The sequence below is a fragment of the Sorangiineae bacterium MSr11367 genome (assembly GCA_037157805.1).
Classification (GTDB): Bacteria; Myxococcota_A; Polyangia; order Polyangiales; family Polyangiaceae; genus Pendulispora; species Pendulispora rubella.
This window is the reverse complement of the sequence record CP089983.1, coordinates 2,072,898-2,095,830: the sequence shown is the minus strand read 5'-3', so window position 1 is coordinate 2,095,830 and position 22,933 is coordinate 2,072,898. Positions and strand designations below refer to the sequence as shown.

The 22,933-nt window shown below is 66.0% G+C and carries 23 protein-coding genes and 1 pseudogene; 10 read left to right on the top strand and 14 right to left on the bottom strand.

The genetic code is table 11. From position 1 onward, the window contains the following. Positions 1 to 3: 3 nt before the first annotated feature. Genes LVJ94_08230 through LVJ94_08215 form a run of 4 tightly spaced genes read left to right on the top strand, consistent with a single transcriptional unit; the run spans position 4 to position 4,077 of the window. Positions 4 to 888 carry a hypothetical protein gene (locus LVJ94_08230; GenBank protein WXB07221.1) on the top strand — a complete coding sequence of 295 codons (885 nt, stop codon included), beginning with the start codon at positions 4 to 6 and terminating at the stop codon, positions 886 to 888. A 9-nt stretch (positions 889 to 897) separates the two neighbouring features. Beyond that, the gene (locus tag LVJ94_08225; protein WXB07220.1) at positions 898 to 1,485 is read left to right on the top strand and encodes a tetratricopeptide repeat protein; all 588 of its coding nucleotides are present in this window, start codon (positions 898 to 900) and stop codon (positions 1,483 to 1,485) included. After that, a complete protein-coding gene (locus tag LVJ94_08220; protein WXB07219.1) occupies positions 1,482 to 2,630 on the top strand; it encodes a CpaF family protein in 1,149 nt (382 codons plus the stop codon). Before LVJ94_08225 ends, LVJ94_08220 begins: the two co-directional genes overlap by 4 nt. Next, positions 2,623 to 4,077, top strand: a complete 1,455-nt coding sequence (locus tag LVJ94_08215) for a hypothetical protein (protein WXB07218.1) — start codon at positions 2,623 to 2,625, stop codon at positions 4,075 to 4,077. The genes LVJ94_08220 and LVJ94_08215 overlap by 8 nt, the downstream gene beginning before the upstream one ends. Before the next feature lie 18 nt (positions 4,078 to 4,095). Here the strand turns inward: LVJ94_08215 and LVJ94_08210 are convergent, their stop codons facing one another. From LVJ94_08210 to LVJ94_08195, 4 genes are read right to left on the bottom strand one after another with little or no spacing between them, the layout of a single operon-like run. Further along, positions 4,096 to 5,499, bottom strand: coding sequence for a sigma 54-interacting transcriptional regulator (locus LVJ94_08210; protein WXB07217.1), 1,404 nt, complete (start codon positions 5,497 to 5,499; stop codon positions 4,096 to 4,098). Between the two features lie 47 nt (positions 5,500 to 5,546). Further along, the gene (locus LVJ94_08205) at positions 5,547 to 6,146 is read right to left on the bottom strand and encodes a hypothetical protein (protein ID WXB07216.1); all 600 of its coding nucleotides are present in this window, start codon (positions 6,144 to 6,146) and stop codon (positions 5,547 to 5,549) included. A gap of 7 nt (positions 6,147 to 6,153) precedes the next feature. Then, the gene (locus LVJ94_08200; protein WXB07215.1) at positions 6,154 to 6,702 is read right to left on the bottom strand and encodes a hypothetical protein; all 549 of its coding nucleotides are present in this window, start codon (positions 6,700 to 6,702) and stop codon (positions 6,154 to 6,156) included. Next, entirely contained in the window at positions 6,699 to 8,915 is a 2,217-nt protein-coding gene (locus LVJ94_08195; protein ID WXB07214.1) for a DUF3570 domain-containing protein, read from the bottom strand. Before LVJ94_08195 ends, LVJ94_08200 begins: the two co-directional genes overlap by 4 nt. Positions 8,916 to 9,368: 453 nt before the next feature. On the opposite strand from LVJ94_08195, the gene LVJ94_08190 reads away from it, so the two are divergent. Together LVJ94_08190 and LVJ94_08185 are read left to right on the top strand one after the other, a co-directional pair. After that, positions 9,369 to 9,953, top strand: a complete 585-nt coding sequence (locus LVJ94_08190) for a hypothetical protein (protein WXB07213.1) — start codon at positions 9,369 to 9,371, stop codon at positions 9,951 to 9,953. 74 nt (positions 9,954 to 10,027) lie between these two features. After that, positions 10,028 to 10,819, top strand: a complete 792-nt coding sequence (locus LVJ94_08185; GenBank protein ID WXB07212.1) for a rhomboid family intramembrane serine protease — start codon at positions 10,028 to 10,030, stop codon at positions 10,817 to 10,819. A 151-nt stretch (positions 10,820 to 10,970) separates the two neighbouring features. On the opposite strand, the gene LVJ94_08180 is transcribed toward LVJ94_08185, so the two are convergent. The 3 genes from LVJ94_08180 to LVJ94_08170 are packed head-to-tail and all read right to left on the bottom strand — an operon-like array spanning position 10,971 to position 13,722. Further along, positions 10,971 to 11,951 carry an NAD(P)H-quinone oxidoreductase gene (locus LVJ94_08180; protein WXB07211.1) on the bottom strand — a complete coding sequence of 327 codons (981 nt, stop codon included), beginning with the start codon at positions 11,949 to 11,951 and terminating at the stop codon, positions 10,971 to 10,973. A gap of 33 nt (positions 11,952 to 11,984) precedes the next feature. Continuing rightward, positions 11,985 to 12,899: a hypothetical protein gene (locus tag LVJ94_08175; GenBank protein ID WXB07210.1), complete on the bottom strand. Its 915-nt coding sequence runs from the start codon at positions 12,897 to 12,899 to the stop codon at positions 11,985 to 11,987. A 13-nt stretch (positions 12,900 to 12,912) separates the two neighbouring features. Next, the gene (locus LVJ94_08170; protein ID WXB07209.1) at positions 12,913 to 13,722 is read right to left on the bottom strand and encodes a UDP-3-O-acyl-N-acetylglucosamine deacetylase; all 810 of its coding nucleotides are present in this window, start codon (positions 13,720 to 13,722) and stop codon (positions 12,913 to 12,915) included. A gap of 86 nt (positions 13,723 to 13,808) precedes the next feature. Here LVJ94_08170 and LVJ94_08165 point away from each other — a divergent pair, with 86 nt between their 5' ends. Together LVJ94_08165 and LVJ94_08160 are read left to right on the top strand one after the other, a co-directional pair. Then, the gene (locus LVJ94_08165) at positions 13,809 to 14,087 is read left to right on the top strand and encodes an acylphosphatase (GenBank protein ID WXB07208.1); all 279 of its coding nucleotides are present in this window, start codon (positions 13,809 to 13,811) and stop codon (positions 14,085 to 14,087) included. 110 nt (positions 14,088 to 14,197) lie between these two features. Next, complete coding sequence (locus tag LVJ94_08160) at positions 14,198 to 15,139, top strand: hypothetical protein (GenBank protein ID WXB07207.1); 942 nt, start codon at positions 14,198 to 14,200, stop codon at positions 15,137 to 15,139. A 188-nt stretch (positions 15,140 to 15,327) separates the two neighbouring features. Here LVJ94_08160 and metK read toward each other — a convergent pair. From metK to LVJ94_08125, 7 genes and pseudogenes are all read right to left on the bottom strand, one after another. Further along, positions 15,328 to 16,455, bottom strand: a pseudogene (gene metK / locus LVJ94_08155) (methionine adenosyltransferase). Between the two features lie 135 nt (positions 16,456 to 16,590). Then, positions 16,591 to 17,721: a hypothetical protein gene (locus tag LVJ94_08150; GenBank protein WXB07206.1), complete on the bottom strand. Its 1,131-nt coding sequence runs from the start codon at positions 17,719 to 17,721 to the stop codon at positions 16,591 to 16,593. Next, positions 17,718 to 18,260: an RNA polymerase sigma factor gene (locus LVJ94_08145; GenBank protein WXB07205.1), complete on the bottom strand. Its 543-nt coding sequence runs from the start codon at positions 18,258 to 18,260 to the stop codon at positions 17,718 to 17,720. Before LVJ94_08145 ends, LVJ94_08150 begins: the two co-directional genes overlap by 4 nt. Next, positions 18,257 to 19,249, bottom strand: a complete 993-nt coding sequence (locus LVJ94_08140) for a hypothetical protein (GenBank protein ID WXB07204.1) — start codon at positions 19,247 to 19,249, stop codon at positions 18,257 to 18,259. The genes LVJ94_08145 and LVJ94_08140 overlap by 4 nt, the downstream gene beginning before the upstream one ends. After that, positions 19,236 to 19,712, bottom strand: coding sequence for a hypothetical protein (locus LVJ94_08135; protein WXB07203.1), 477 nt, complete (start codon positions 19,710 to 19,712; stop codon positions 19,236 to 19,238). Before LVJ94_08135 ends, LVJ94_08140 begins: the two co-directional genes overlap by 14 nt. 42 nt (positions 19,713 to 19,754) lie before the next feature. Next, positions 19,755 to 20,345, bottom strand: coding sequence for a hypothetical protein (locus LVJ94_08130; protein WXB07202.1), 591 nt, complete (start codon positions 20,343 to 20,345; stop codon positions 19,755 to 19,757). A 114-nt stretch (positions 20,346 to 20,459) separates the two neighbouring features. Beyond that, positions 20,460 to 21,320 (bottom strand): methyltransferase domain-containing protein, encoded by an 861-nt coding sequence (locus LVJ94_08125; GenBank protein ID WXB07201.1) that lies wholly within the window; start codon positions 21,318 to 21,320, stop codon positions 20,460 to 20,462. A gap of 56 nt (positions 21,321 to 21,376) precedes the next feature. Between LVJ94_08125 and gcvT the strand changes: the two genes are divergently transcribed. Together gcvT and gcvH are read left to right on the top strand one after the other, a co-directional pair. Continuing rightward, positions 21,377 to 22,537, top strand: a complete 1,161-nt coding sequence (gene gcvT / locus LVJ94_08120; GenBank protein ID WXB07200.1) for a glycine cleavage system aminomethyltransferase GcvT — start codon at positions 21,377 to 21,379, stop codon at positions 22,535 to 22,537. Further along, entirely contained in the window at positions 22,534 to 22,923 is a 390-nt protein-coding gene (gene gcvH, locus LVJ94_08115; protein ID WXB07199.1) for a glycine cleavage system protein GcvH, read from the top strand. The genes gcvT and gcvH overlap by 4 nt, the downstream gene beginning before the upstream one ends. Positions 22,924 to 22,933 lie beyond the last annotated feature (10 nt).

The following is a 22,933-nucleotide window of genomic DNA, read 5'->3' as shown; positions in this document are numbered from 1 at the left end:
ATCGTGAGCGTCCTACGTTTCCAGATCCGGCAACCGAGCGGACAGATCGACCAGATTTTCATCGAGTCCGAGCGCGTGCTCATCGGAAGCGGCGCCCACTGCGAAATCCGTCTCCCGCTCGATCAAGCGGCGGTGGAGCACTGCCTCGTGCAGGTCGGACCGGCGGGCGTGTTCGTGCAGGCCCTCGCCTTCCAGCCGCCGCCCACGGTCAACGGCATCCCCTTCACGCAAGGTCCGCTGCCCGCCGATGCCGTGCTGGGCGTCGGGAATTTCCAGATCAACGTGACCCGCGCCGAGGGCGTGACCACCGTCGGTGGCGTCCCGGGTCAGGCCACGGCGAAGAAGAAAAAGGGCACGGGCCCCATCGCCATCGTGGCCATCCTCGCGCTGCTCGGCGGCGGGTACATGTTCTTCTTCATGGACGAGGCGGCGGACACCGACAACGCGCAGCACAAGCCGCCGGAACTCTGGGGTGCGCCGCTGGTGCAGTGCACGCAACCGCAGCGTGATCGCGCGGCCGCCTTCGCGTTGGAGCGCTACGGCGTGGCCAACTCACTCCGCGAGCGCCGCCCATTCCACGTGCAGGACGGCATCGCCGCGGTGCCCATCTACGAGATCTCGGCGGCTTGCTACAAGGTGGCCGGGGACGATGCGGCCGCCGCGGAGGCCCTGCAATCCGCGAAGACGCTCCGCCAGGACATCACCGACGACTACCGCACCCACCGGGTACGACTCGAACACGCGTTGCAGGTGGAAGACCTGCAGACCGCGCGGAAGGAAGTCAAAACCCTCCTTCAATTCACCGAAGGCAAACCGGGCGAATACGTCACTTGGCTATCCAATTTGGACCGTAGTCTAAAATTGAAATTGGGCCGTCCCGCCTCGTAACGAGCTGTCATGCGTTTTCTCTCCCTCTCTGCCCTCGTGATGTCCTCCCTGGTCTGGTCGATCGCCTGCGGTCCACCGCAGGGCGCGAAGGCGGACGAATCCAGGCAGAACGTCCGCACGTTCAAGCGGGAGCAAAATCCGCAGCGCTTGTACGACTATGGCCGCGCATTCGCCGACGCCGGCGATTTGACCCGCGCCGAGCAATATTTCGCCGCGGCCATTGCCGCGGGCGGCGACGAGCGAAAGATCCTCCCGCGGCTGGTGCGCGTCTGTGTTCAGGACGGGCGCTACCAGGTGGCGACCCAGTACGTGGAGGACCATCTGAGGCAGCATCCCGCCGACCACCGGTCGCGATTTCTGCTGGCCTCGCTCTACCTGGGCGTCGGCGACGGCGTCCGCGCAAAAGAGCACTTGGAAAAGGTACTCACGGCCACACCCGACGACGCCGAGGCCCACTTTGCGCTCGCCGTGATCATGCGCGACACTCATGAAGATCCCGTGGGCGCCGATCGTCACTTCCGCGAATATCTGCGCCTCCGCCCCGGCGGGTCGCACGCCGAAGAAGCGCAATCCTCTCTCCTCAAGAGTGTCCAATGAGCGGTGGCTTCAATCAGATCCCCAAAGAAGTCTTCGAAGAGACCTTGCTCCAATTCTTCGCGCCCATTCGTCCGTTCCTCGACGACCCGGCGGTGAGCGAGGTCATGATCAATGGGCCGAGCCAGATTTATATCGAGCGCAAAGGCCAATTGACGCTCACCGAGGCCAAGTTCGAGAGCCGAGAGCACCTGGCCGCAGGATTGCGCAATCTCGCGCAGTTCGTTGGCAAGCACGCCGACGAGTTCAAGCCGATCCTCGAAGGACGTCTCCCCGACGGCTCCCGCGTCGAAGCGGTGCTTCCGCCGTGCGCGCCCGATGGTCCGGCCATCGCCATCCGCCGCTTCTTCAAGGAGACGCTCACCGTCGAGCGCCTCATTGGCTTCGGCGCCCTCACGGAGGACGCCGCGAGCGCGCTGCACGCGCTGGTGGCGAGCAAGCTCAATATCCTCGTGGCCGGCGGAACGGGCTCGGGCAAAACCTCGATGCTCAACGCCCTCTCGTCCTTCATCCCCGAGGGCGAGCGCGTGGTCGTCATCGAGGACTCGCGCGAGCTGCAGCTCCAACGCCAGCACGTCGTGCAACTCGAAGCGCGCCCCGGCGACCCCAAGGGGCGCGGCGCCGTTTCCATCCGCGACCTCTTCAAGGCCACCTTGCGCATGCGACCCGACCGAATCGTGGTCGGCGAGATCCGAAGCGGCGAGGCGCTCGACTTGATCCAGGCGATGACCTCGGGTCACGGCGGATGTCTCTCCACCCTCCACGCGACCTACCCGCGCGACACGCTGAGCCGGCTCGAGACCATGGCCATGATGAGCGACATCGACATGCCGCTCGTTGCCATGCGCATCCAGCTTGGGTCCGCGGTAAACTTGATCGTGCAGGTTTCGCGCTTGCAGGATGGTTCGCGCAAGATGACCCACATTACGGAGGTCTTGGGATTCGACCCGAAGACCGACACGTACATCACGCAGGATGTCTTCGTTCGCAAGTATCAGGGGTTGGGGCCCAATGGGCAGATTCTGAGCGAGTTCGTCCCCTCGGGGATCATGCCGCGATGCCTCGAGCAAGTGCACGAGCACGGCATGGATCTACCCGCGTGCATCTACGACGCCGCGAATGCGGCGCAAAGAAACGGTCATGGCTGAAGCTTCTGTCATCGAATTGCGCGCCGGCCAAGGCGAGCCAAGGCAAATCAGCCTGACACCGGGTTCCGTGCTGGATCCCACCAGCGTCGGGCAAACTGCGATGTGGCGCGTGGAAGGCGCCGGCGTGCTCGACGTGCACGGGTACCTCTACTTCGACGGCAAAGCGCTGTTCGTGCAGAGCGCCGACGACGATGCCCCCGTGATGGTGAACCGCCATCGCATCGCGCGCGCCTGGACGGAGGTGCGCATGCCCAGCACCATCGAGCTGGGCGAAGTGCAGCTCGTCTACCGCATCGATACCAGCGTGTTCGAGGACGCGGATCAAACCGTCGCCCAGCCGCTGGAGAACAACTTCGACGAGCCGAAGACGGTCCGCTACGATCCGAATCGGCACCGCATCAGCGCACCGCGTCCTGCGGCGGGTACGCCCGCGGAAGGTGTCTCGGCCGCGCAGCCGAAGTACGGAGCCAATGGGGGCTCGTATCCGCAGAACGCGCCCCAGGGCGAGGTCGACGAGTCGACCCGGTACAAGCCGCTCGATCTGCAGACGGATCGGCCGTCGCAACCGGCGTTGATCCCGGGCGCGCAGGCGCTGCCGGGCACCGGGCCGGGTGCGGACGTGACCCGTTCGCAGCCTCTGGTGCAGCAGGCCGCGAACCAACCCGTCGGGGCCTTCGATCCGACGGCGATGGCGCAGCAGCAGCAGGGGTACCCGCAGGGGGGGTTACCTCCGGGCATGGTGGGCATGGGCGGCACACCCCCGCAGCCTGGACAGGGCTGGGGAATGCCGGCCGGGCAGCCAGGCATGCCCGGGCAGCCGGGTATGCCGGGGCAAGCCGGTGCGCAAACGGGCAGCGCGGCCACGTCGCCGCTGGCGAAGCTGAAGAACGAGTTCATGTCGTTCAGCCCCGTGAAGCGCGCGGCCCTCGTGCTGATGGTCATCGCGCTGCCCGTGGGCGGTCTGCTTCTCTTCAGCGAGGACGAGGCGCCTGTCCCGACGAAGCCCAAGGCGACCGCGTCGGCCTCCGCCTCCGTCACCGTGGCCGCGGCCACGGCGCCGACCACTTCGGGGGCAGCTCCGATCGCCACGACGCAGGCCAGTGCGTCCGCGCAACCGTCCGCCACGGCGCAGGCCAGTGCGCCCGCGTCCGCGCCGGCGGGCTCTGCACCGCAACCGCCTCCCGGCGGAGGCAAACCGGGCGCACCCGATCCCGCAGCGTCGGCCCTGGGCAAGCTGCCGTCGGAGCTGCCGCCGTTGATGACGGCCATCCCGATGCCGGCCAAGAAATCCACCGAGCGGCAAGCCGCGGACGCGGTGGTCGAAGGCAAATTCGGCGACGCGGCGAAGCTGTACGATCAGCTCGCACAGCAAAACCCGGGCAACCCTGCCTACAAAGAAGCCGCGCGCATCATGCGCGAGGCGAGCAAAGGCTCGCCCGGGCAGTAGTCAGGGCGCGGGTGCGGCTCACTTCCGAAAGCTCTCCGCGTCGATGTCGTAGCGTTTGAGCCATCGCTGAATCTGCATGCGCGCCTTTCCCATGGTGCGTGCAACGGCCGCGACGTTTCCTTTGTGCTCGCGCATCAACCCGACGAGCTTTTCCCGTTCGGCGTTGCCCTCGGCGGGACGCCGGCCGGTGCCCGCCTCGGTGAGGGCCGCCTGGACGGCGACCGGCAAGTGCTCCAGCTCGATGCGCGTGCCCTCCCCCACGAGAACGAGCGCCGACTCGAGGCACTTCTCCAACTCGCGCACGTTGCCCGGCCACGGATAATACAGAAGGGCCCGCGCCGCGCGTGGGGCGAACTCCAGGCTCGCCGCCCGCTCCGGTGCGAGCTCCCGCAGGATCGTCCCCATGATGACCCCCAGGTCCTCACGCCGCATGGCGAGCGGCGGCAGCTCGACCCGGTAGCCTGCGAGGCGCGCGAACAAGTCCGCGCGGAAGGTCCCCTCCTCCACCATGCGCTCGAGCGGACGGTGCGTGGCCGCCACCACCCGCAAATCGACCGGAATGGGCTTCGTCGCCCCGACGGGCCTCACCTCCCGCTCTTGAAGCACGCGAAGCAACGCCGCCTGCGACGGCGCCGGCAGATCGCCAATCTCGTCCAGAAAAAGCGTCCCGCGATCGGCGCTGCGAAGAAGCCCCGGACGGTCTTCGGTGGCCCCCGAGAAGGCGCCGCGGCGATAGCCAAAGAGCTCCCCTTCCACCAAATCACGCGGAAGCGCGCCGCAGTTGATGGCCACGAAGTCGCCCTTTCTCTCCGATTGCTCGTGCAGCGCCCGCGCAATGACCTCCTTGCCGGTCCCGGTTTCGCCCTCGATGAGCACCGACACGGTGGACTTCGCCACCGAGGCAAGACGCGAAAAACCTCGCTCCAGCGACGGCAACAAGGTGGCCAGCTTGCCGATGCGCTGATCGGGCGCCGGCGCCTCGAAAATCATCGGGTCGCCCACGTCGTGGGGCAGCTCCTCCCGAAAAATGAAAAACGTGTACCCGAGCTCGATGATGTCTCCGTCCTCGAGCTGGGCCTGCGTCTGCCGGGCGCCCTGCACCGTGCACCCGTTCTTCGAGCCGGCATCTTCGAGGATCCAGCGGCGAAGCACGTACGTGAGCCGCGCGTGCATCGACGACAGCCAGGGATCGGCCACCCGCACACTGAGCTGGATCGGGTTGCCGAGCTGCTGGCGCCCTATCGCGCGGGAGCTACCCCGCCCGAAAACGACTTGGGCGACGCCCGAGAGCGAGATGCGCACCGGCGGCGCGAGGGGCTTCAGGCTTTCGAGAACGAGAAAGAGGTGGGCGCCACGCGCACTCGCGGCGGCATCGGACGAATCTTCGACGATGGAAAGCGTTCCGTCATCCAAACGGGACATGGTTCGTCATGTAAGCATACCCGTCCCGGGGCCGCTTGCGGGGCTACTTACGGCGTCAACTCGAGTTGCTTCGACGCCTTGTCGCAGGCCGTCGCCGAATCCTGGTTGAAGTCTTTGCGCCCGAGCCAGTCATACAGGCACCGGTAGCCGTCACCGCCCTGGAGAATCTGGGGGCCCCCGCGATGGCGCACGCCCTTGTCGGTACCCGGCACGTCGGGATCGTAGGCCAGCGGTTTGGAGATGAGCAGCAGAATGGAGGGATCCTCGCCCGTCACCACGCGGTTCAACTGCTCGGGCTCGAGGCCGACGACCGACCGATAATTGGCCGTGTATTCGGCGTCGGTCGTCTTGCCACTGCCCGGCACGAGGTCGCCATCGTTGGGCAACCGAAGGCCGCGCTCGCCGTAGATGCGTAGGGGCCGCTCGATCCGCCCGTGGCAATCGAGCGTGCCGCAGCGCCGCTCGAGAAACTCGCTGACCTTGCCGTTCTTGAACGCGTCGAAATCCGGCTTCTCCTTGAGCGTCGTGAGGCGCGTCTCATCGGGTGCTGCCGCGCAGGACCAGGCAGTTGCCAGCGCCAGGAAGGCCATCGGCGCACACGCCAGAAGGCCCAGCACATTTTTCCGTCTCGTTCCGGCTCGAGGCATCGCGCACTCACCTGATGTTGACACGGGGCACGGCTCCATATTTGTCGTTGGACACGTTCTTGTCGGGATCGCGGTGGCACCCGGCGCAGGACGGCTCGCGACCGACGTGGCTCACCATGACCCGGGTGCTTGCGCCCTTCACGACTTTGACGTGAAAGGGAAACTGCAAATCGGGCCAATCCTCCGCGAGTACGTAGAAGTTCCCGGCCTTGTTCGTGAAAATCGGCTTCTTTTGACCTCCTTGCCTGGGGTAATTGTTCACCGCGTCTACGAAAATCACCTCCGCCCCTGTGACGGGTTTGGAGGTGGAATCGGGCCCGTCGTAAATGGTGCCGGCGACGGCGAAGTGCGAGCTCGCGGGCCCGCCGTCGCGATGGCAGAGCACACATGGCTGCCCCGGGCGATGTTCCGGCCCCTCGCCCGGGCTGCCCGGTTCGTCGCCCAACCTCTCGATGGCATCGTCGATCACGGGGTCGGTGCACGATCCCAGGACCACGGCGCCCGCCAAGATCCCCAAGAACGCGATGTACTTCGTGGCGTAATGGGTTGCGCTCATTGGAATTCCACCTCGAAGCCAAGCGATGCGTAAAACGCTTGCCGCGATACGGTGTAGAGCGAATTGAAATAATACGTGTACATGTAATCGCCCGTGACCGTCAGCGCGTACTGCGTCGTGGCCTCCGTCTCACCCAGTGCAATGCGGGCTCCAAAGCCGACGGTGGCGGACATCAAGGGAGAGAGCTCCCGGTTGCCCGTTCGGTACGTGGGAATGACGATGGTCCCATCGTCTTTGGTCGCGGCGGCATACGCCAGGCGATAAAAATTCGCGCCCGTCTGCGCGTGGAAGCGGATATGCGGCCATACGCGCAAGTGCTTGCCGATGTCCTGCATGTAACGGAGGTCCGTCGTCGTGGCCTTGATGGACCACGTGTCGTAATAGAGCCGCTCCTCGAGGCGCAGCGTGGCGGTGGTGAAGCGGTGCACGAAGCGGAGAGCTCCCGCGTAGCGATCGCGCTCGTTGGGGAGCTGCTCCTGCGGGCGGTACGCGAGGCGGTTGGCGTTGACGAGGTTCGCCGGCAGACCCGGGGTGACCTTGCTGGCCACGCTGGGGGAGAACATGGGAACGTAGCGGTAAATCTTCGATTGGTCTCCGCGCTCGGTGTCCAGCGAGGCGCCCAGCACGAGCACCGACGTGGGCGATAGAACGAAGGTGCACCCAGCCTCGAAGGCATTGACGAACAGCTTCCGCTTGTCGCCGAGGTGATTGCCCGGCACGTTGGCGAACGGCGAGTCGTTGCGGCCGATGGTCTCGTCGGAGTGCGAATACGAGATGCGCGGCGTGATCAGCTTGTCGTTGAAGTCGCCGGTGATGGCGATGCCGCCGCTGATGCTCAGGTAGTCCGGCGAGCTCGAAATGCCGGCATTACCCTGCGCGCCGAACTTGCCCGGCTTGTAGCCGCCGCCGAGCGATCCACCGTAGCGGCGCTCCACGAAGTGTCCCGAGGCCGTCGACACGATGTCCGGGGAGGCCGCCGTCACGAAGTCTGCGAGGAAGCTGCCGCCGACATTCCATCCGGCCGTGGGCGAGATCACCGCAGCGGTGATGCCCGGACTCATCACGTGCACGTTGAGGGTGTCCGTGTAAGCGGACATCTCGAGCCCGACCTTGGCCACCAGGTTCTTCGCGTTCGACGGGAGGCACTTGAGCACCTCCTCCTGGTTCTTCGCCGACGTCATGCACGAGAGCTGGCCCTGCGTGAGGAACTCCGGCGCCTTCGACGTCAAGGTGAGCTTGACGGGGTACGTCTCGCCCTCCTTGACGTTGATCTCCTCGTCGTACACGAGCGAGTTGCCGTTGCCTTTGCCCTCCGCGTGCACCTGGTGCTTGCCCGGGTCGACCGAGAACTTCTTGGTGAGGTCACCCTTCACCTCGCGGTCGTCGAAGCGCACCTGCAGATCGCTCACCCCGCTCGGCGGCTCGAAGGTGACGTGGGGAATCTTCGGAATGAGATCCTGCACCCGCGTGCGGGCGGCGCGCATGACGCCCGCGTCCTTTTGCTCGATGCCCATTTTGAGCGCTTTTTGTGCATTCTTGAGCGCGTCGAGCAGTTTGCCGGCTTTGTTTTCACACGAGGCCAAGTGCAGGCGTGTGCGCGCCTTGTCTTCGAGCTCGAGCGACTTTTTGTCGTTCTCGATGCACTCGTCGTGGTTGCCCGCCTGGTCGGCCTTCAGGCCGGCGCTCGCGAGTTGAAAGGCTTCGTTGTTTTCCCAACCCGGAATTTTCCCTCCGGGAGCGACGGAAACGGGGGGGGCTGGGGCATCGCCGCTCCCGCCTCCACCGCCTTCCGTCGGAGGGTCCTGCGGCGCGACCTGCGTGGGGCCAGCGTTCTTCGACTTCGCGTCGGTGAACTGCGTCTTCATCGCCGGGGTCGTGCCACCGCGATCGGGCAATCTCGCGTTGGTATCCTCGGAGAGGGCATTGGCAAAATGATTCTTCGCTTCGTCGACCATGCCGATCTGGGAAGCAATCATTCCCAACGCGACGTAGATCTGCGCCTTCACCCCGCCGCTGCAGCGGTTCGGGCGCCGGCACTTCTCCAGCTGCACGAGCAGCTTCTTCTTCGCGTCTGCGTACTTCGTGGAGGAATACTCGTTCGTGAGAACGTCCTGCACGAAGGACTCGGTCGCGGCGTCATCAGGAGCCGCGTACGCTGGGCCTGCGACGAGGCAGATGACCAGCGCGAGGACGTATCGGACTCGCGGAAACACGGGCTTACAGTACCGATAAGGTGAAAGGTTCGATGCAATCCCTAGTTGCAACCGCAGCCGCCTCCCCCGCCACCGAGACCACCTTTTGCGCCTTCGCTAACGTCACGCACGTGGGCATCGATCGGGCTCCCAACATCTTCGGTCGTCATGGTCGGATGGGCGAGAGTCCCACGCTCGTAGGGCATGACCTTCGAGCAACCGGCAATGGCGGCAAGCGCCAGCACGCAAAGGACACTCTTCAGAACACGATGAAAATTTTCGCGGCGGGACATCGCATCTCATAAAAGCATGACGCGCGCCAGGAGCTACGGCGGCTGACTTACTCGTGAAATGCGTATTGGCGGACATCGCATTGGGCACTCCAGTGCCCACCATGGATCGCACACGATCCGGCCGAAAAATCGGGCACTCGATTCAGTTGCGCGCGCCATCATCGTCCGTAATAAGGAGATCATGCGACGCCAAATGTGGGTTCGAGTCGCGAGTGTGTTCGCGACCTTGGTCGCGGGCAGCTTCGCGATCATGACCGGCTGCCTCCCCGACCAAGAGCGCACTTCGTATGGGCCGGCGGAGGGCGGCAAGCGGCAGTTCCCCGCGCCCGAACCCGGGAACGGTGCTCCCGCGGGTGATGGCGGCACTCCCGATCCGGGTCAAATATGTGGGAGCTCAGGTCCGATCGACGCGGGTCCTTGCAGGGTCAGTTGGAAGACTCAAATCTTTCCGAGCCTCGCCGCAACGGGCAGTTTGGGGTGTGGCAAGACTAGCTGCCACAATGCGGGCGGCACCTCGCCCACGATCAGCGCCGAGAATGCGACGGACGCCTGGAATCAACTGGTGGCCCACTCGTTCAGCAAGGATCCGAAGAAGGATAAGAAGTACATCAACCCCTGCTCGGTCGATCCGGACGATTCGGCGATCCTTTGCGACCTCGACGGCCAGAAGACGTGTGGCAAGGGGATGCCACCGGGTTCAGGTGGCTCGCCGGACGACGTCAAAAATATCACCGACTGGGTCAAGTGCGGCTCGCCAAACAACTAGATCTCGTCTGAGTTTCGGCGAATTCCAGCGGATCGTTTCCCTCGGGGGGATGCATGCTCTAAGTTGTTCCAGGCATGGAATGGCTTCTGGCTCGCCTCGAACGTCGACTTGGCAAACTTGCCGTACCCAACCTTACCGGCTTCGTCATCGGCGGTATGGCGATCGTGTACGTGCTCAGCAGGTTTCAGCCGAACTACCTCACCAAGCTCACGCTCGATCTCGATGCAGTGGCGCGCGGTGAGGTTTGGCGACTCGTCACGTACCTCTTCATCCCGCGCGGGTCGGATTTCTTCATCCTCTTCACGCTGTACTGGCTCTGGTTCATCGGCTCGACGCTCGAGTCGGAGTGGGGCGCGTTCAAGCTGAACGCCTATTACCTCTGCGGGATGGTCGGCACGACCGTGGCCGCGTACCTCACGGGGTACGGCATGGGGAACGAGTATCTCAATTACTCGCTGATCTTCGCGGTGGCGACGCTCGTTCCCGACTACGAGATTCTGCTCTTCTTCATTCTGCCACTGCGCATGAAGTGGATTGGTCTGCTCACGGGAGGTTACGTGGTGCTGGCCTTCGTGCAGCAGGTGCACTGGGCCGGGCGCGCGGCGATCATCGCGGCGGTGGCCAACTACTTCATCTTCTTCGGCGGACACCTGCTGGGGCTCTCACGGCAGCGCAGGCTGCAGGTGCGCCAAGCCTCGCGCCTCAACGCCTTCCAGGCGGAGGCTTCCGAAGCCCCCACCGGCGGCCGAAGCTGCGCCATCTGCGGCGCGCGCGAGGACGACGACGCCGACATCCGCGTCTGCTCCTGCGAGAAGTGCGGCAGCAAACCCCGCAACCTCTGCCTCGCCCACGCCAAGAACCACTGAAACGGCCAGAGAGAATTCACATGAAGGCGGGAAGGCGGGAAGGTTTTTGGGATTTCAGTCGGCCAAGTGAGCCGATTGGAAGCCCTAAAAAAAATCGTTCCGCGCCTTCTGTGCCGTCAGTCCTTCCCGTCTTCCCGTCTTCCTGTCACTCTCAAATCTCCAAGACGACCTTGCCGAAGGATTCATTTTTGGCCATGTGGCGGAGGGCGTCGGCTGCCGCTTCGAGGGGGAAGATGCGGTCGACGATGGCGGTCAGCTTGCCCTGTGCGATCAGGGGGACGACTTGGCGCGCGAAGACTTGCGCGGCGGCGATCTTCTCCTCGAGCGGGCGTGAGCGGAGCGCGGTGCCGAAGATGGAGGCGCGGCGGTAGAGCAAGACGTTGAGCGGGAGTTCGGCGGCGGGGCCGCCCGTGAGGCCGACGACGGCGATGCGGCCACGGGGCGCGACGCAGGAGACGTCCTCGGTGATGTACGCGCCGCCGACCAGATCGAGGATGACGTCCGCGCCGCGGCCGTCGGTGAGGGAGAGGACCTTGTCGGCGAACTTTCCGTCGGCGACCAAGAGGCCGTGGTTCATGCCGAGCGCCTGCGCGCGCGGGAGCTTGTCCTCGGTGCGCGAGGTGCCGATGGACGATGCACCGATGGCGCGCGCAATCTGGACGGCAGCGGTGCCGACGCCGCTGCCCACCGCGTGAACGAGGACGACTTCGCCCGCCGCGAGGTGCGCCTGGGACACGATGGCGTCGTACGCGGTGATGAAGGCCTCGGGGATCGCGGCGGCGTCGGTGAAGGAGAGGCCTTCGGGGATCTTGGCCAGCGTGCGCGCGTGGACGACGACGGATTCCGCGTAGGTGCCGCCACCCGCCAACCCGAAAACGCGATCGCCCGCCGCGAGCTCCGTCACACCGGGGCCGAGGGCCTCGACCTCGCCGGCAAACTCGAGACCGGGGATGTCCTGCGGTGAATCGGGGGGCGCGGGGTAGCGACCTGCCACCTGAATGAGGTCCGCACGGTTGATGGCGGTCGCACGGATGCGAACGCGGACTTCGCCGCGGGAAGGCTCGGGCGTGGGGACCTGGCGGAGCTCGAGCACCTCGGGACCGCCGAAACGAGGAATGACGATGGCGCGCATGGCGGAGCAGCGTAGAAGAACGCCGGCGCGCCTTCACCAAAGAAGCGTCAGTCCAGCCCGCATGGCGGTGGTGCTATCGGTGCCCGGGTAGAACGGTGCGCCCACGCTGCGGATCATCCCGATGGAGGGCTGCACGTACTTCAGCATGAAGCGGGCCGACGGCGAGACGGCAAAGAACGCGCGGCGCTCGTCGGCCACGGGGGCATCGATGATGTAAAGCTGGTAGGCCTCGACGCCAAGGGCGACCCAGTTCACGGGCCGTATGGCCACGTAGAGCGTCGCGAGGGAGAAGGCACGCTGGCCCTGGCTTTCGCGCACGTCGAAGGTCCAATCGAGGCCTTCGCGGAATTGAATGATGAACGGCCCGACCGTGTCGTGCACGTCGACGAAGGGGCGAAGTGCGAAGGTGCCGCTCTGGAAGAAGACGTGATCCCATGGCCGAAGTGCGATGGCCGCCGAGGCGAGGGAGAAGGCATCGATGGAATTGACGTCGAAGCTCGCGGTCGGCAGCACGACGCCGAGCCCCGCCCCGAAGGCCAACCCCGTGGTGGTGGACCAAACGGCGCGACCGTGGATTTCCGTGTTGCCGCCCAGCACGAACGGCGCGCGGGGCCCTGCCGGCGAGCCCATGGCCGCCTCGTAGGTGCCGCCGATGAAGAAGGCGCGCTCGTGAAGCGGGACCTCCATGGCCAAACGAAGCACGTGAATGGGGACGTGACCGCGCAGCGTCCCGGTATCGCGCGGGTAGTAGGCCCCCGAGGTGAGCTCCACGGTCGCCTCGCGATCGGCGTGGGCCAACTCGGGAAGGGTCGGCGGCCGCGGTGCGGACGGCAAACGGCTCAGACGACTCGCGTTGTCGGCCTGCACCACGCGGGGCCAAGCCAGCGACCACGTCAGGCACGTCAGCGTGGTGAGCGCAAGGAGGAGCGGCGCGAGTCTCCGGGGCACCGTGCGGTAGATACTATCGATCGACGACGATGCCCATGGCGCGTGCGCGGGCCATGATCTCGTGGGTGGCCGCGTGCCCGGGGCGAAAGGCTTCGATGCGCCCCTCGGGGGGACCGCCATGGAGTACGAGGTCGCCCACCAGATCGAGCAACTTGTGGCGCGCCGGTTCGTCGGACGCGGCGGGGACGCCCGCGGAGTGCACGGTGTGTTCGTCGACGATGACGACGCTCTCGGGATCGACGTGCGCCATCATGCCGCCCTCGGCAAGGGCCGCGATCTCGCGCGCGAGGGCGAAGGTGCGCGCGGGGGCGACGCGGCGCACGAAGTCGTCGGGATCGCCCCGCCACTCGGCACGCAGTTCGAGATGGGCCTCGGGATAGTCGAGGGCGACGGCCACTTCGCGGAGGCTGCACGGCGCGAAGCGGTAAATGCTTGCGCCTACACGGACCTCGCCCGGCCGGGCGATGCGGCTGGGCGGCGCCGAGCGCGGTGCACCGAGCTCAACGAGGGCGGCGCACCATCCGGCGGCGGCACCATCGAGGATGGGGAGTTCGTCGCCCTCGAGCTCGATGGCCACGCCATCGTGAACCCCTAGTCCCCCGAAGGCCGCCAGGAGGTGCTCGACCGTCCCGATTTTCCGCGTTTTTCCCGCTTGCTTTGCGGCGATGGCCGTGGTCCGGGCCGATGGGACGTACGCATAGTCGGCGAGCGGAACCCCGTCGAGACGCAGGGGCCCGCCTTCGAGGCGCAAGGTGACGGTGGCCGGTCGGCCGCCAAAGAGGCCCCGACCGCGAAGCAAACTGGTCACTCGACCGACCGCCACTCCGCCGACCATAGTTTACGGTCCGTAAGGCACAAGTGGGATTGGCGCCAGGCGCACAAGCGTTGATAATCGGCCCTCGAGAAACCATGGCCAACAAGGGAGTTCATCTCGTCGTCAAAGGGCGAGTCACGGGAGTTTTTTTTCGAGCTTCGGCGCAGCGCGAGGCCCGTCGCCTTGGCATCACAGGTTGGGTGAAGAACCGCAATGATGGCGCGGTTGAGATCCGTGCCGAGGGTGAGGAAGACGCCATCAAGGAGATCATCGGTTGGGCCCAGCATGGTCCGTCGGCCGCACGCGTCGACAATGTGGATGTGCGCTGGAAGAGCTACACCGGCGAGTTTTTCGACTTCCGCATCGAGCAATAAGAGCCGCAACGAGCATCTCGCTCGTCATCCTTGCGAGCTCCGCCTTCTCGGCCAATGCGCTGGGTCAGCAGGAGTCCCCCGAGGGGGCGCGGAAGATCGTAGCAGCTGCCGTGAGCGGGGATCCGTCCGCGCGCGAGGAGGCGGGGCGGCGCTTGCAGGAGATGGGTGAGGTGGCCGTCCCCGCGTTGATCGAAGCGAAGGGCCGGTCGAACCCGCTGGAGGTGCGCAAGTGGGCCATCGCGGTGCTCGAGGCGATGAACAAGAAGGTCCCGGGCGAGGCCGTCCAAACGAAGGACGGCGCGCTGCTGGCCGAGGTGCTCCGCGCCTACGGCAAGGCGCGCGATCTCGATGCGCTGGGGGCCGTTTTCGCGTTCGCCAATTCGGATCGCACGCCGATCCGTGAAGCTTCGCGCGAGGCCATCGCGCAATTCGGCGACGCGGCCCTTCCCAAGCTGCGCGAGACGTACACCAACTTGAAGAATGCGCCGGCGCCCGAAACATGGGGCGCCGCGGAGCTCGAGCGCGAGCTCTTTCGCCTGATGGATCACGCGCGGCTTCGCGATCTGTACACGCTGTTCGACGAAGCGCTGGCCAAGGCCAAAAGCGAGCCGGAAGCCGCCGTGTCGCAGCTCGACCAGGTTTTCGCGCGGGCGCCGACCTTCGAGCGACGCGGGGAGGCCGTTCCCATTTACGTGCAATATGCACAGGCCCTCGCGCCGAGCGATCCTGCGCGCGCGCTCGATTATTACCGCAAGGCGGAGCGGCTCGCGCCGGGCGGCACGGAGCGGGATCGCATCTCCAGCGCCATTACGTGGCTGGAGGCGCATCGACTCGCGGGGCGCGGCCTCGTCGATCGGGCTGCGCTCATGCGCGCGATCGAGCTCGATCCGGAGAACGCGTACGCCAAAGCAGACTTGGCGCGCCTCGACGAGGAATCCCAATCGAGGTCGCGCCGGCTTCACTGGTTCGCCGCAAGCGCCGCGGCGGTCATCCTACTCGCCACCGCGGCCTTATTATTCTTGCGACGAAAGGTCGAACGTCACGCCTCCTGAGCGGCGACGTCCTTCTTGCCCTTCTTGCCGCCGCGGGCGGCGCCCTTGCCAGCCTTCTTCGGCGCGGCCTTGGCAGCCTTCGCGCCGTTGCCGTTGGTGTGGCCGTTCGCGCTGCCGTTGGCGCGCTTCTCGACGACCTTGCCCTTGGCCTTCGGCGTGGTGCCGAGGAGGTCCGACGCGATCTGCTCGGCGCGGTTCGTCTCTTCCCAGGAGAAGCCCTTGCGGCCGAAGTGACCGTAGGCGGCCGTCTTGCGGTAGATCGGCTTGAGGAGGTCGAGCTCTTCGATGAGCGCCTTCGGACGCATGTCGAAGTTCTCGAGGATGTACTTGGCGAGCTTCTCCTCGTCGACCTTGCCCGTGCCGAAGGTGTTCACGTGGACGCCGACCGGCTTCGCCACGCCGATGGCGTACGCCACCTGCACCTCGCAACGACGTGCGACGCCGGAGGCGACGACGTTCTTGGCAACGTAGCGCGCGTAGTAGCACGCCGAGCGATCGACCTTCGACGGGTCCTTGCCCGAGAAGGCGCCGCCGCCGTGACGGCCCATGCCGCCGTAGCTGTCCACGATGATCTTGCGACCCGTGAGACCGCAATCGCCCTGCGGTCCGCCGATGACGAAGCGGCCCGTCGGATTGACGTGGAACTTGGTGTTGCGGTCGACGAGCTTCTTCGGCAGCACCTTGTTGATCACGAGCTCGATGACCGCTTCGCGCAGCGTCTTGTACTTCACGGACTCGCTGTGCTGCGTGCTGACGACGACGGCGTCGACACGAACCGGCACGTCGTTCTCGTACTCGAGGGTGACTTGCGTCTTGCCGTCGGGGCGGAGGAAGTCGACCTTCTTGCCCTTGCGGATGGCCGCGAGCTGGAGCGCGAGTTGGTGCGCGTAGTCGATGGGGGCGGGCATGAGGTTCGGCGTCTCGTCGGTCGCGTAGCCGAACATGAGGCCTTGATCGCCGGCGCCCTGCTCCTTGTGAAGGCCTTCGCCTTCGGTGACGCCTTGCGAAATGTCGGGGCTCTGCTTCTCGAGGGCGGTGAGGACCGCGCACGTGTTGCCATCGAAGCCGAGCGACGAGTCGTTGTAGCCGATGTCGAGCACCGTCTTGCGAACCAGCGTGGGGATGTCGACCCACGCGCGCGTGGTGACTTCACCCGCGACGATGACCATGCCGGTCTTGGCGAGCGCTTCGCACGCTACACGCGAGCTGGGGTCCTCGGCCAGGAGAGCGTCGAGAATGGTGTCGGAGATGGCATCGCAGACTTTGTCGGGATGGCCTTCGGTGACGGATTCGGAAGTGAACTGGTAGCGTGCCATGCGGTAAAAGGCTCCTCTTTCTCTCCGATGCAACGAGCTGAGCTCGCCTTGAAAGCGGCTCGAGGCCGCGAAAGTGCCGTACCATAGCGCGGTACCGAGGCTCTGGCTACCGCCGCTCCGAGTCTCCGAGTTGCCCTACTTGTTGTCCGCCGCGCCGACCAATGCACGAAGCCTCTCCGCATGGGGGCTGGTCGGGTGTGCACGTAGGAAGTTCGCCGCGTGGAGTTTGGCCCGCTGCAAGCTTCCCGTTTTGACGAGCGCCTCGACGTAGAGCACTTGGCGCTCTTCCTCCAACGTGCCGCCCGCGAACGTCGCCGCTCCGCGTTCGAGCAGCGTGCGCGCGCTGGTTGCGCGTCCCTGGCGCAGTTCGCGCCGAGCGGCGCTCACGAGGGCCGCTTCGTCGGCGAGTTGATCGAGCACGTCGGGCTCGATGTCCGTGCTGGCCTCTCTTGCCGCTCCCCCGCCCGAAGCGGGAACGCGCGCTTCCTCGGGCAACGTCGAAACCGCGGGCGGCAAGGCAATCGTGTCATTCGAAGGGGGGACGACGACAGCCGGTGGCGCGATGACGGGTGGCGGTGGATGGAGCGGCGATGCGCGCCTTTCGGGGGCGGGCGCGGGGAGAGAAATGGACGGAGACGTGGCTTCAGGCTCCTGCGGGCGAAACGTTGGCTGCGGGGCGAACTCGATAGCGTCCGAGGAAGGCGCAGAAGGAACGGCAGGAATGGCAGGAGACGAAGGACGCGCCCCAGGCCCGGCTTGGGGGGCCGCTCCTGAAGGCATCACGAGGACCGATGACGACGGCGATGCACTTGCCACATCGCGCGGGGGAACCCGCGAAGGTTCACTCGGGCTCGTGGCAATGGACGCCGTGACGCCCAATACGCCGATGGCGGTGGTGACCTTGAGAAGCGCGCTGGCACCGAAGGTCGCCGTGGCAACCTTCGTCGTCGCGGCGGCACCTCCGGCGATGGCGGCACCCGTGCCCGCCGCCGCCCCCGTACCTGCCGCAGCGACCGTACCCGCCCCCACGCCGGCGCCGGCACCGGCGCTGGCCCCTGTGCCCGTGCTTGCAGCCGCCGTGGCCGTGGTCGCTGCGGTGGCACCGATCGCGCCTCCGGCGACCCCCGCGCCAACGATGGCGGCCCACACGGCATCCTTCGCCTGCGGAGGCGGATCCATCTCGCGCCCGACGTCGAGGAGCGCGCGCTCCATCTCGGTCTCCGGGCCGGATTGATCCAGCCATCGACGCGGGTCGCGCGGTTTCATGCGCCGCGTCCCCCTCCCATGGCAAAGCGTTCGCGCGCCACCCGCCGATCGAGCGATTGACGGAACCGCTCGCGCGCGATGCGCAGACGCGAGTGCACGGTCCCAACGGGGATGTCGAGCAAGGAGGCGATCTCTTCGCCGCTCATGCCGTCGAGCTCGAACAAGGTGAAGACGGCGCGCTGATCCATCGGAAGCTCGTCGAGGATCGCTTCGAGCAGCGCGAGGCGTTGCCGGCGCTCCAAGATCGTGGACGCATCCTCACGCACGTCGGGCGCCTCCTTCAAGGGGCCGTCCTCCGAGAGCACGTGACGTTTGTCCCACACGACGTTGCGGCGGCGTTGGGCGACGCGCATGGCGATTGCGAAGAGCCACGTCGTAAGCTTGGCGTGCCCTTCGAAATCGTCCAGGCGTCGATGCACGACCATGAAAACCTCCTGAACCGCATCCGCGACATCGTTCTCGAGGACTCCGAGCCGCCGCAGCGAGCGCCACACGAACGCGAAATGCTCGTCGTACACGGCGCGGAATTGCTGCTTCATGGCAATAGGAACGATGCGCCCAACGAGAGCGCGAAAAAGGTACTCGCACCATTGTAGACGATCCCAGCCCCCGCGACGTCGTAGCTTGCCCGAACGACCGGGACGTCGGCCGAGGCGCGGGCCCACAAGGCCCACCCGAACCGGCCGACGCCCAAAGCAAAGCGCTGACTCCATAAGAGACCGGGGCCCAATGTCACGAGCGGACGCAGCTCGTTGCTCTCGCGGGGGTACCCGGAGGCCTCCCCCGACACGAGGGATATGCGAACATTTGCACACACATCCAAAGCCATCGATGCATGACTGCCGAATCCGGTGAAGCAACCTTCGGTGTGCGCGCCCGTGACGGCGAGGGCGACGTTGCCGGGGTTCGGCATCCCGACGGACGCGGGCTTGCGAAAGAGGGGTTGATGAAAGACTCCGAGACCGAAGGACCAGGGTGAAGGCCGAAGCCATCGCGCAGTCAGTCCGAACACCGGCGCGATGTCTCCGAGAAGGCCGCGTGTGAGCCCCGCGCCCAGGTCGAGTGCGACGGTTGGGGGCGCGGCGGGCGGCCGCGGTGACGTGTCCTCGAGAGGCTCCTGCTTGGGTGAGGGTGGAGGTGGAGGCGGTTCTTCTTTCCGTCGCGCCGACTCGAATGGATCGAGCATCAACGAGAGCGCGACACCGACGGCGTCGATCATCGCGTCGCACGAGGTCTTGTCGTGCTTGATGACACGGGTGCCGACGGCTGCGCCCGAAAGACGAATGGTGGCTTCGTACCCGCGCCCCCGACGCACGAAGGCCACGGCGACGTCGGTGGATTCACCGGCGTCGGGAAGGACGGCGAGGAGTCGCTGCCGAATGTCGGCGGCGGCGGGGCACGCCTTGAGCGTGGAGTCGATCTGCACGGAAAGATCGCGAGGAGCAGCCGATGCCGTGCGCGCGGGCAGTAGCGCGGCAGCTGCCGCGAGCAACATGGAGGAGCAGCGATGCGCGCTACTGCTCCCCATCGATCACGCTTTCATCGAAAGAACCGAGCGCAATGCCGCTGTCGACGGCGGCGCCCGCATCGGGGGCGGCGCCGTCATCGGAAGGGGCGGCATCGACGGGCACCCCGGCATCGGAGGAGCCAGCATCGACGGGTACTCCGCCATCGGAAGGGAGAGGCGCGCCATCGGAAGGGCCGCCATCGAGGACGGCCCCGTCCGTGGGAGGGCCCGCATCGAGATCGGCGTCGGGATCGAGATCTCCATCGAACTCCGCATCGAATGGCCCCCCATCGCTGGGAAGCGGCCCCCCATCATGGGGAGGTGGCCCCCCATCGACGGGAACCGGACCATCGCTCTGCGCGTCGATGCCTGCGTCGATGCCTGCGTCGACCGGCTCCTGGAGGCCTCCCAAGGTCGTAACTCCACCGAGGCACCCTGCGGCACCGTATGCAATGAAGGCAAAAAGTGCAGCTGCCTTCCTCATTCTCGGTGAAGCTCGCTCCTCAAAGAGGCCCCGCGTCTATCATCACGGTACCCCTGCGTCCACGCCGGGATCGGGGTATCCCCCATCTTCGTCCGGCACGCCGGCATCTTGGCCCGGGAACCCTCCGTCTTCGTCCGGGATGCCCGCATCGCAGCCGCCGCCCGTACCTGAATCGACGGGGATTGGGCCGCCATCGGTGGGATAGCCGCCATCCGTCGTGGGAGGACCGCCATCCGTGGGATGCGGACCGCCATCGGTGGTGGGAGGACCGCCATCCGTGGGATGCGGGCCGCCGTCAGGACGCGGGCCGGCGTCGACGGGAAAGCCGCCATCCGTGGGATGCGGGCCGGCGTCGACGGGAAAGCCGCCATCCGTGGGATGCGTGCCCGCATCGGAAGGAACGCCGCTGTCCCAGCCAACGCCACCGTCGATCTCTCCCGCGCCACCATCTTCACCGCAGCCCGTGCTCGCGTCGGGAGCCGAGCCGCCATCGTAGTCCTCCGACTCGCCCGACTCTTGTCCGAGCTTGCCGTTGTCGCCACCGTTTTTTTCGTCGCCATTGTCCGTCGTACCAGCGCACGCGGCGAGAGCGAGCATGCCGGCGAGTAGCACGAGTCGATAGGTCTTGCGCATAACGTCTCCTTCGCCTCGTGAATGCGAGCGTCGGAGTGCCGCGATCAGAAAATCGACGAGCCCCTAATTCTTATTCTGAGCTGGCGCGCCATGCACACGATGGCGCGTCCGGCCTCATTTCAGGTTAGGCGTGGAGCCCTTGCTGATCGGTACGTGCACGCTCGAGCGGCGCGAGGCTACCTCGATCTCCGAACCCGGAAGACCTGCAATCGCCAAGGTGGCCGCAGGATCCCAGGAGAGCGGCGCATCCGGCCCGCCCACGAGGCCATAGAATCGTGCAGCGACACGGGACATGCGCGCATCGCCCAACTGATCCCAAATCTCGTTCCACGGATAGGTCTCGCGGAGCGCGTTGAAGAAGTCCTCCGCGCGCTTGAAGGCGAGCGTGTGACGGAAGACCGTGTGGCGCACCATCGTGAGCTGCGCCTCCTCGAACATCTGCGCCATGGAGTCGCGTTGCGACAGGATGCGCGGCGCCGGTGGAACGAAGTCCGGCTCGAGGTGCTGCAGGCAGAGGCTCGCCCGCTCGAACGGATCGTCCTCCTCCGTGGGGCCCCAGGTCATCACCGCGACCTTGCCCGAGCTGGAGAGCGAACGCCCCCAGGCGGTGAGCGCCCCTACCCGGTCGTCGAGTTGCCAGAGCCCGAAGGCGCAGACCACCAGATCGAACAGGCCACCGCTCGCGTCCTTGGCGTCGGCCTCCTCGCAGTAGACGTTCTCCAGCCCCGCCGCGTCCGCCAGCTCGCCGCAGATCTTCACCATCTCGGCACTCTTGTCGGTGGCGCGGACCCTACCGGTCTCACCCACGGCGCGGGCCGCCGCGAGAACCTCCGTGCCTGGGCCGCAGCACGCCACCAGCACGCGCTGCCCCGGCTCGACCTTCGCCTCCTGAATCAAATCGAGGTGATACGGCGTAAATCGCGGTACCCACTCTTCGACATAGCCGCGCGCAGCACGATCCCACGGGGTCGCCATGATCGAAGCATAAGCCGAGCGCTTGCCGCGAGAAAGGGGTGTACCCTGCTCGCGCGATGAATCCTCCCGCTTCCCCCCCTGATTCCCCCAAAGCCAGCGCCACCGAAGAGCGGCGCACCTCGATCCATGAGGAACACGTCAAGCACGGCGGCCGCATGGTCCCCTTCGCCGGCTGGTCGATGCCCATCCAGTACAGCGGAATCGTCGACGAGCATCAAGCCGTTCGCAACGCGTGCGGTTTGTTCGACGTTTCGCACATGGGTGAGCTCGAGATGCGCGGCCCGCACGCCGGACAGGTGGTCAACTACCTGGTGACCAACGACGTCGGGCAGCTCGCGGTCGGGCAAGCGCTCTACACCGCATGTTGCAACGCCAGCGGGACGATCCTCGATGACCTCATCGTCTACCGCGCCGGCGACGACCGTTACCTGACGGTGTGCAACGCCTCGAACCGTGACAAGATGGTCGAAGTTTTCCGCAGCGCCGCCGAGGATCACTGCGAGTTCGAAGACCGCAGCGACTCCACGGCGCTCATCGCGCTGCAAGGTCCCAAGGCCTTCGAGGTGCTCGCCCTCGCAGGGAGCGACGCGGCCAAGCTGTCGGAGCTCAAGAGCTTTCACTTCCGCGATGCCGTGGTGGCCAACATCGCCTGCACGGTGGCCCGCACCGGATACACCGGCGAGGACGGGGTCGAGATCTTCTGCGCGTGGAACGAAGCGCCCGCGCTTTGGCGGCACTTGGTGGAGCTGGGCACGCCGCTCGGGCTCAAGCCCGTGGGGCTCGGGGCGCGCGACACGCTCCGGCTCGAGGCGCGGCTTTCGCTTTATGGCAACGACATCGACGAGACGACCAACCCTCTCGAAGCGGGGCTCGCTTGGGTGGTCAAGCTCGGCAAGGGCGACTTCGTGGGGCGCGAGGCGCTGGAGAAGGTGAAGGCCGAGCCGCTCGCGCGCAAACTGGTCGGCTTCGAGGTCACCGGCCGCGGCGTGGCCCGGCACGGTTACCCCCTCCGCGATCTCCAAGGTAACGAGGTGGGCATCTGCACGAGCGGAAGCCCTGGGCCGACCGTTGGCAAGAACATCGGTCTCGGCTATCTGCCTGCCAACCTTACGGCCATTGGAACCCAGTTCCTGGTCGACTGCCGGGGGCGGAACATCGAAGCGACCGTCGTCAAAACACCGTTTTACAAAGCGAACAAAGGGGCTGTATCCAAATGAGCGATGTGAGCATTCCCGAGGGCCTCAAGTACACCAAAGATCACGAGTGGGCGAAGATCGAGGGCAATGAAATCGTGGTGGGAATCACGAAGTTCGCCGTCGAACAACTCGGCGACATCACCCTCGTGACCATCGACGCCAAAGAAGGAACCGAAGTGACCGCGGGCGGCGCCTTCGGGTCCATCGAAAGCGTGAAGAGCGTGAGCGATCTCTTTGCGCCGGTGGACGGCAAGATCACCAAGGTGAACGCCGAGGTCGTGGCAAAGGGTGAGCTCCTGAACGAGGATCCCTATGCGGCATGGCTCGTGCGCATCGCCGTGAAAGATCCCAAGTCCCTCGGCGAGCTGCTCGACGCGGCGGCGTACACCACCCACACGCAGTCGTAGTTTGGAATCG

Excerpts from the sequence above, each read along its gene's own strand:
- gcvT (WXB07200.1), top strand. The coding sequence starts at position 21,377 with ATGAATCCTCCCGCTTCCCCCCCTGATTCCCCCAAAGCCAGCGCCACC.
- LVJ94_08185 (WXB07212.1), top strand. The coding sequence starts at position 10,028 with ATGGAATGGCTTCTGGCTCGCCTCGAACGTCGACTTGGCAAACTTGCC.
- LVJ94_08145 (WXB07205.1), bottom strand. The coding sequence starts at position 18,260 with ATGAAGCAGCAATTCCGCGCCGTGTACGACGAGCATTTCGCGTTCGTG.
- gcvH (WXB07199.1), top strand. The coding sequence starts at position 22,534 with ATGAGCGATGTGAGCATTCCCGAGGGCCTCAAGTACACCAAAGATCAC.
- LVJ94_08200 (WXB07215.1), bottom strand. The coding sequence starts at position 6,702 with ATGAGCGCAACCCATTACGCCACGAAGTACATCGCGTTCTTGGGGATC.
- LVJ94_08140 (WXB07204.1), bottom strand. The coding sequence starts at position 19,249 with ATGGGGAGCAGTAGCGCGCATCGCTGCTCCTCCATGTTGCTCGCGGCA.
- LVJ94_08165 (WXB07208.1), top strand. The coding sequence starts at position 13,809 with ATGGCCAACAAGGGAGTTCATCTCGTCGTCAAAGGGCGAGTCACGGGA.
- LVJ94_08220 (WXB07219.1), top strand. The coding sequence starts at position 1,482 with ATGAGCGGTGGCTTCAATCAGATCCCCAAAGAAGTCTTCGAAGAGACC.
- LVJ94_08125 (WXB07201.1), bottom strand. The coding sequence starts at position 21,320 with ATGGCGACCCCGTGGGATCGTGCTGCGCGCGGCTATGTCGAAGAGTGG.
- LVJ94_08135 (WXB07203.1), bottom strand. The coding sequence starts at position 19,712 with ATGAGGAAGGCAGCTGCACTTTTTGCCTTCATTGCATACGGTGCCGCA.
- LVJ94_08130 (WXB07202.1), bottom strand. The coding sequence starts at position 20,345 with ATGCGCAAGACCTATCGACTCGTGCTACTCGCCGGCATGCTCGCTCTC.
- LVJ94_08190 (WXB07213.1), top strand. The coding sequence starts at position 9,369 with ATGCGACGCCAAATGTGGGTTCGAGTCGCGAGTGTGTTCGCGACCTTG.
- LVJ94_08205 (WXB07216.1), bottom strand. The coding sequence starts at position 6,146 with ATGCCTCGAGCCGGAACGAGACGGAAAAATGTGCTGGGCCTTCTGGCG.
- LVJ94_08180 (WXB07211.1), bottom strand. The coding sequence starts at position 11,951 with ATGCGCGCCATCGTCATTCCTCGTTTCGGCGGTCCCGAGGTGCTCGAG.
- LVJ94_08225 (WXB07220.1), top strand. The coding sequence starts at position 898 with ATGCGTTTTCTCTCCCTCTCTGCCCTCGTGATGTCCTCCCTGGTCTGG.
- LVJ94_08150 (WXB07206.1), bottom strand. The coding sequence starts at position 17,721 with ATGAAACCGCGCGACCCGCGTCGATGGCTGGATCAATCCGGCCCGGAG.
- LVJ94_08215 (WXB07218.1), top strand. The coding sequence starts at position 2,623 with ATGGCTGAAGCTTCTGTCATCGAATTGCGCGCCGGCCAAGGCGAGCCA.
- LVJ94_08210 (WXB07217.1), bottom strand. The coding sequence starts at position 5,499 with ATGTCCCGTTTGGATGACGGAACGCTTTCCATCGTCGAAGATTCGTCC.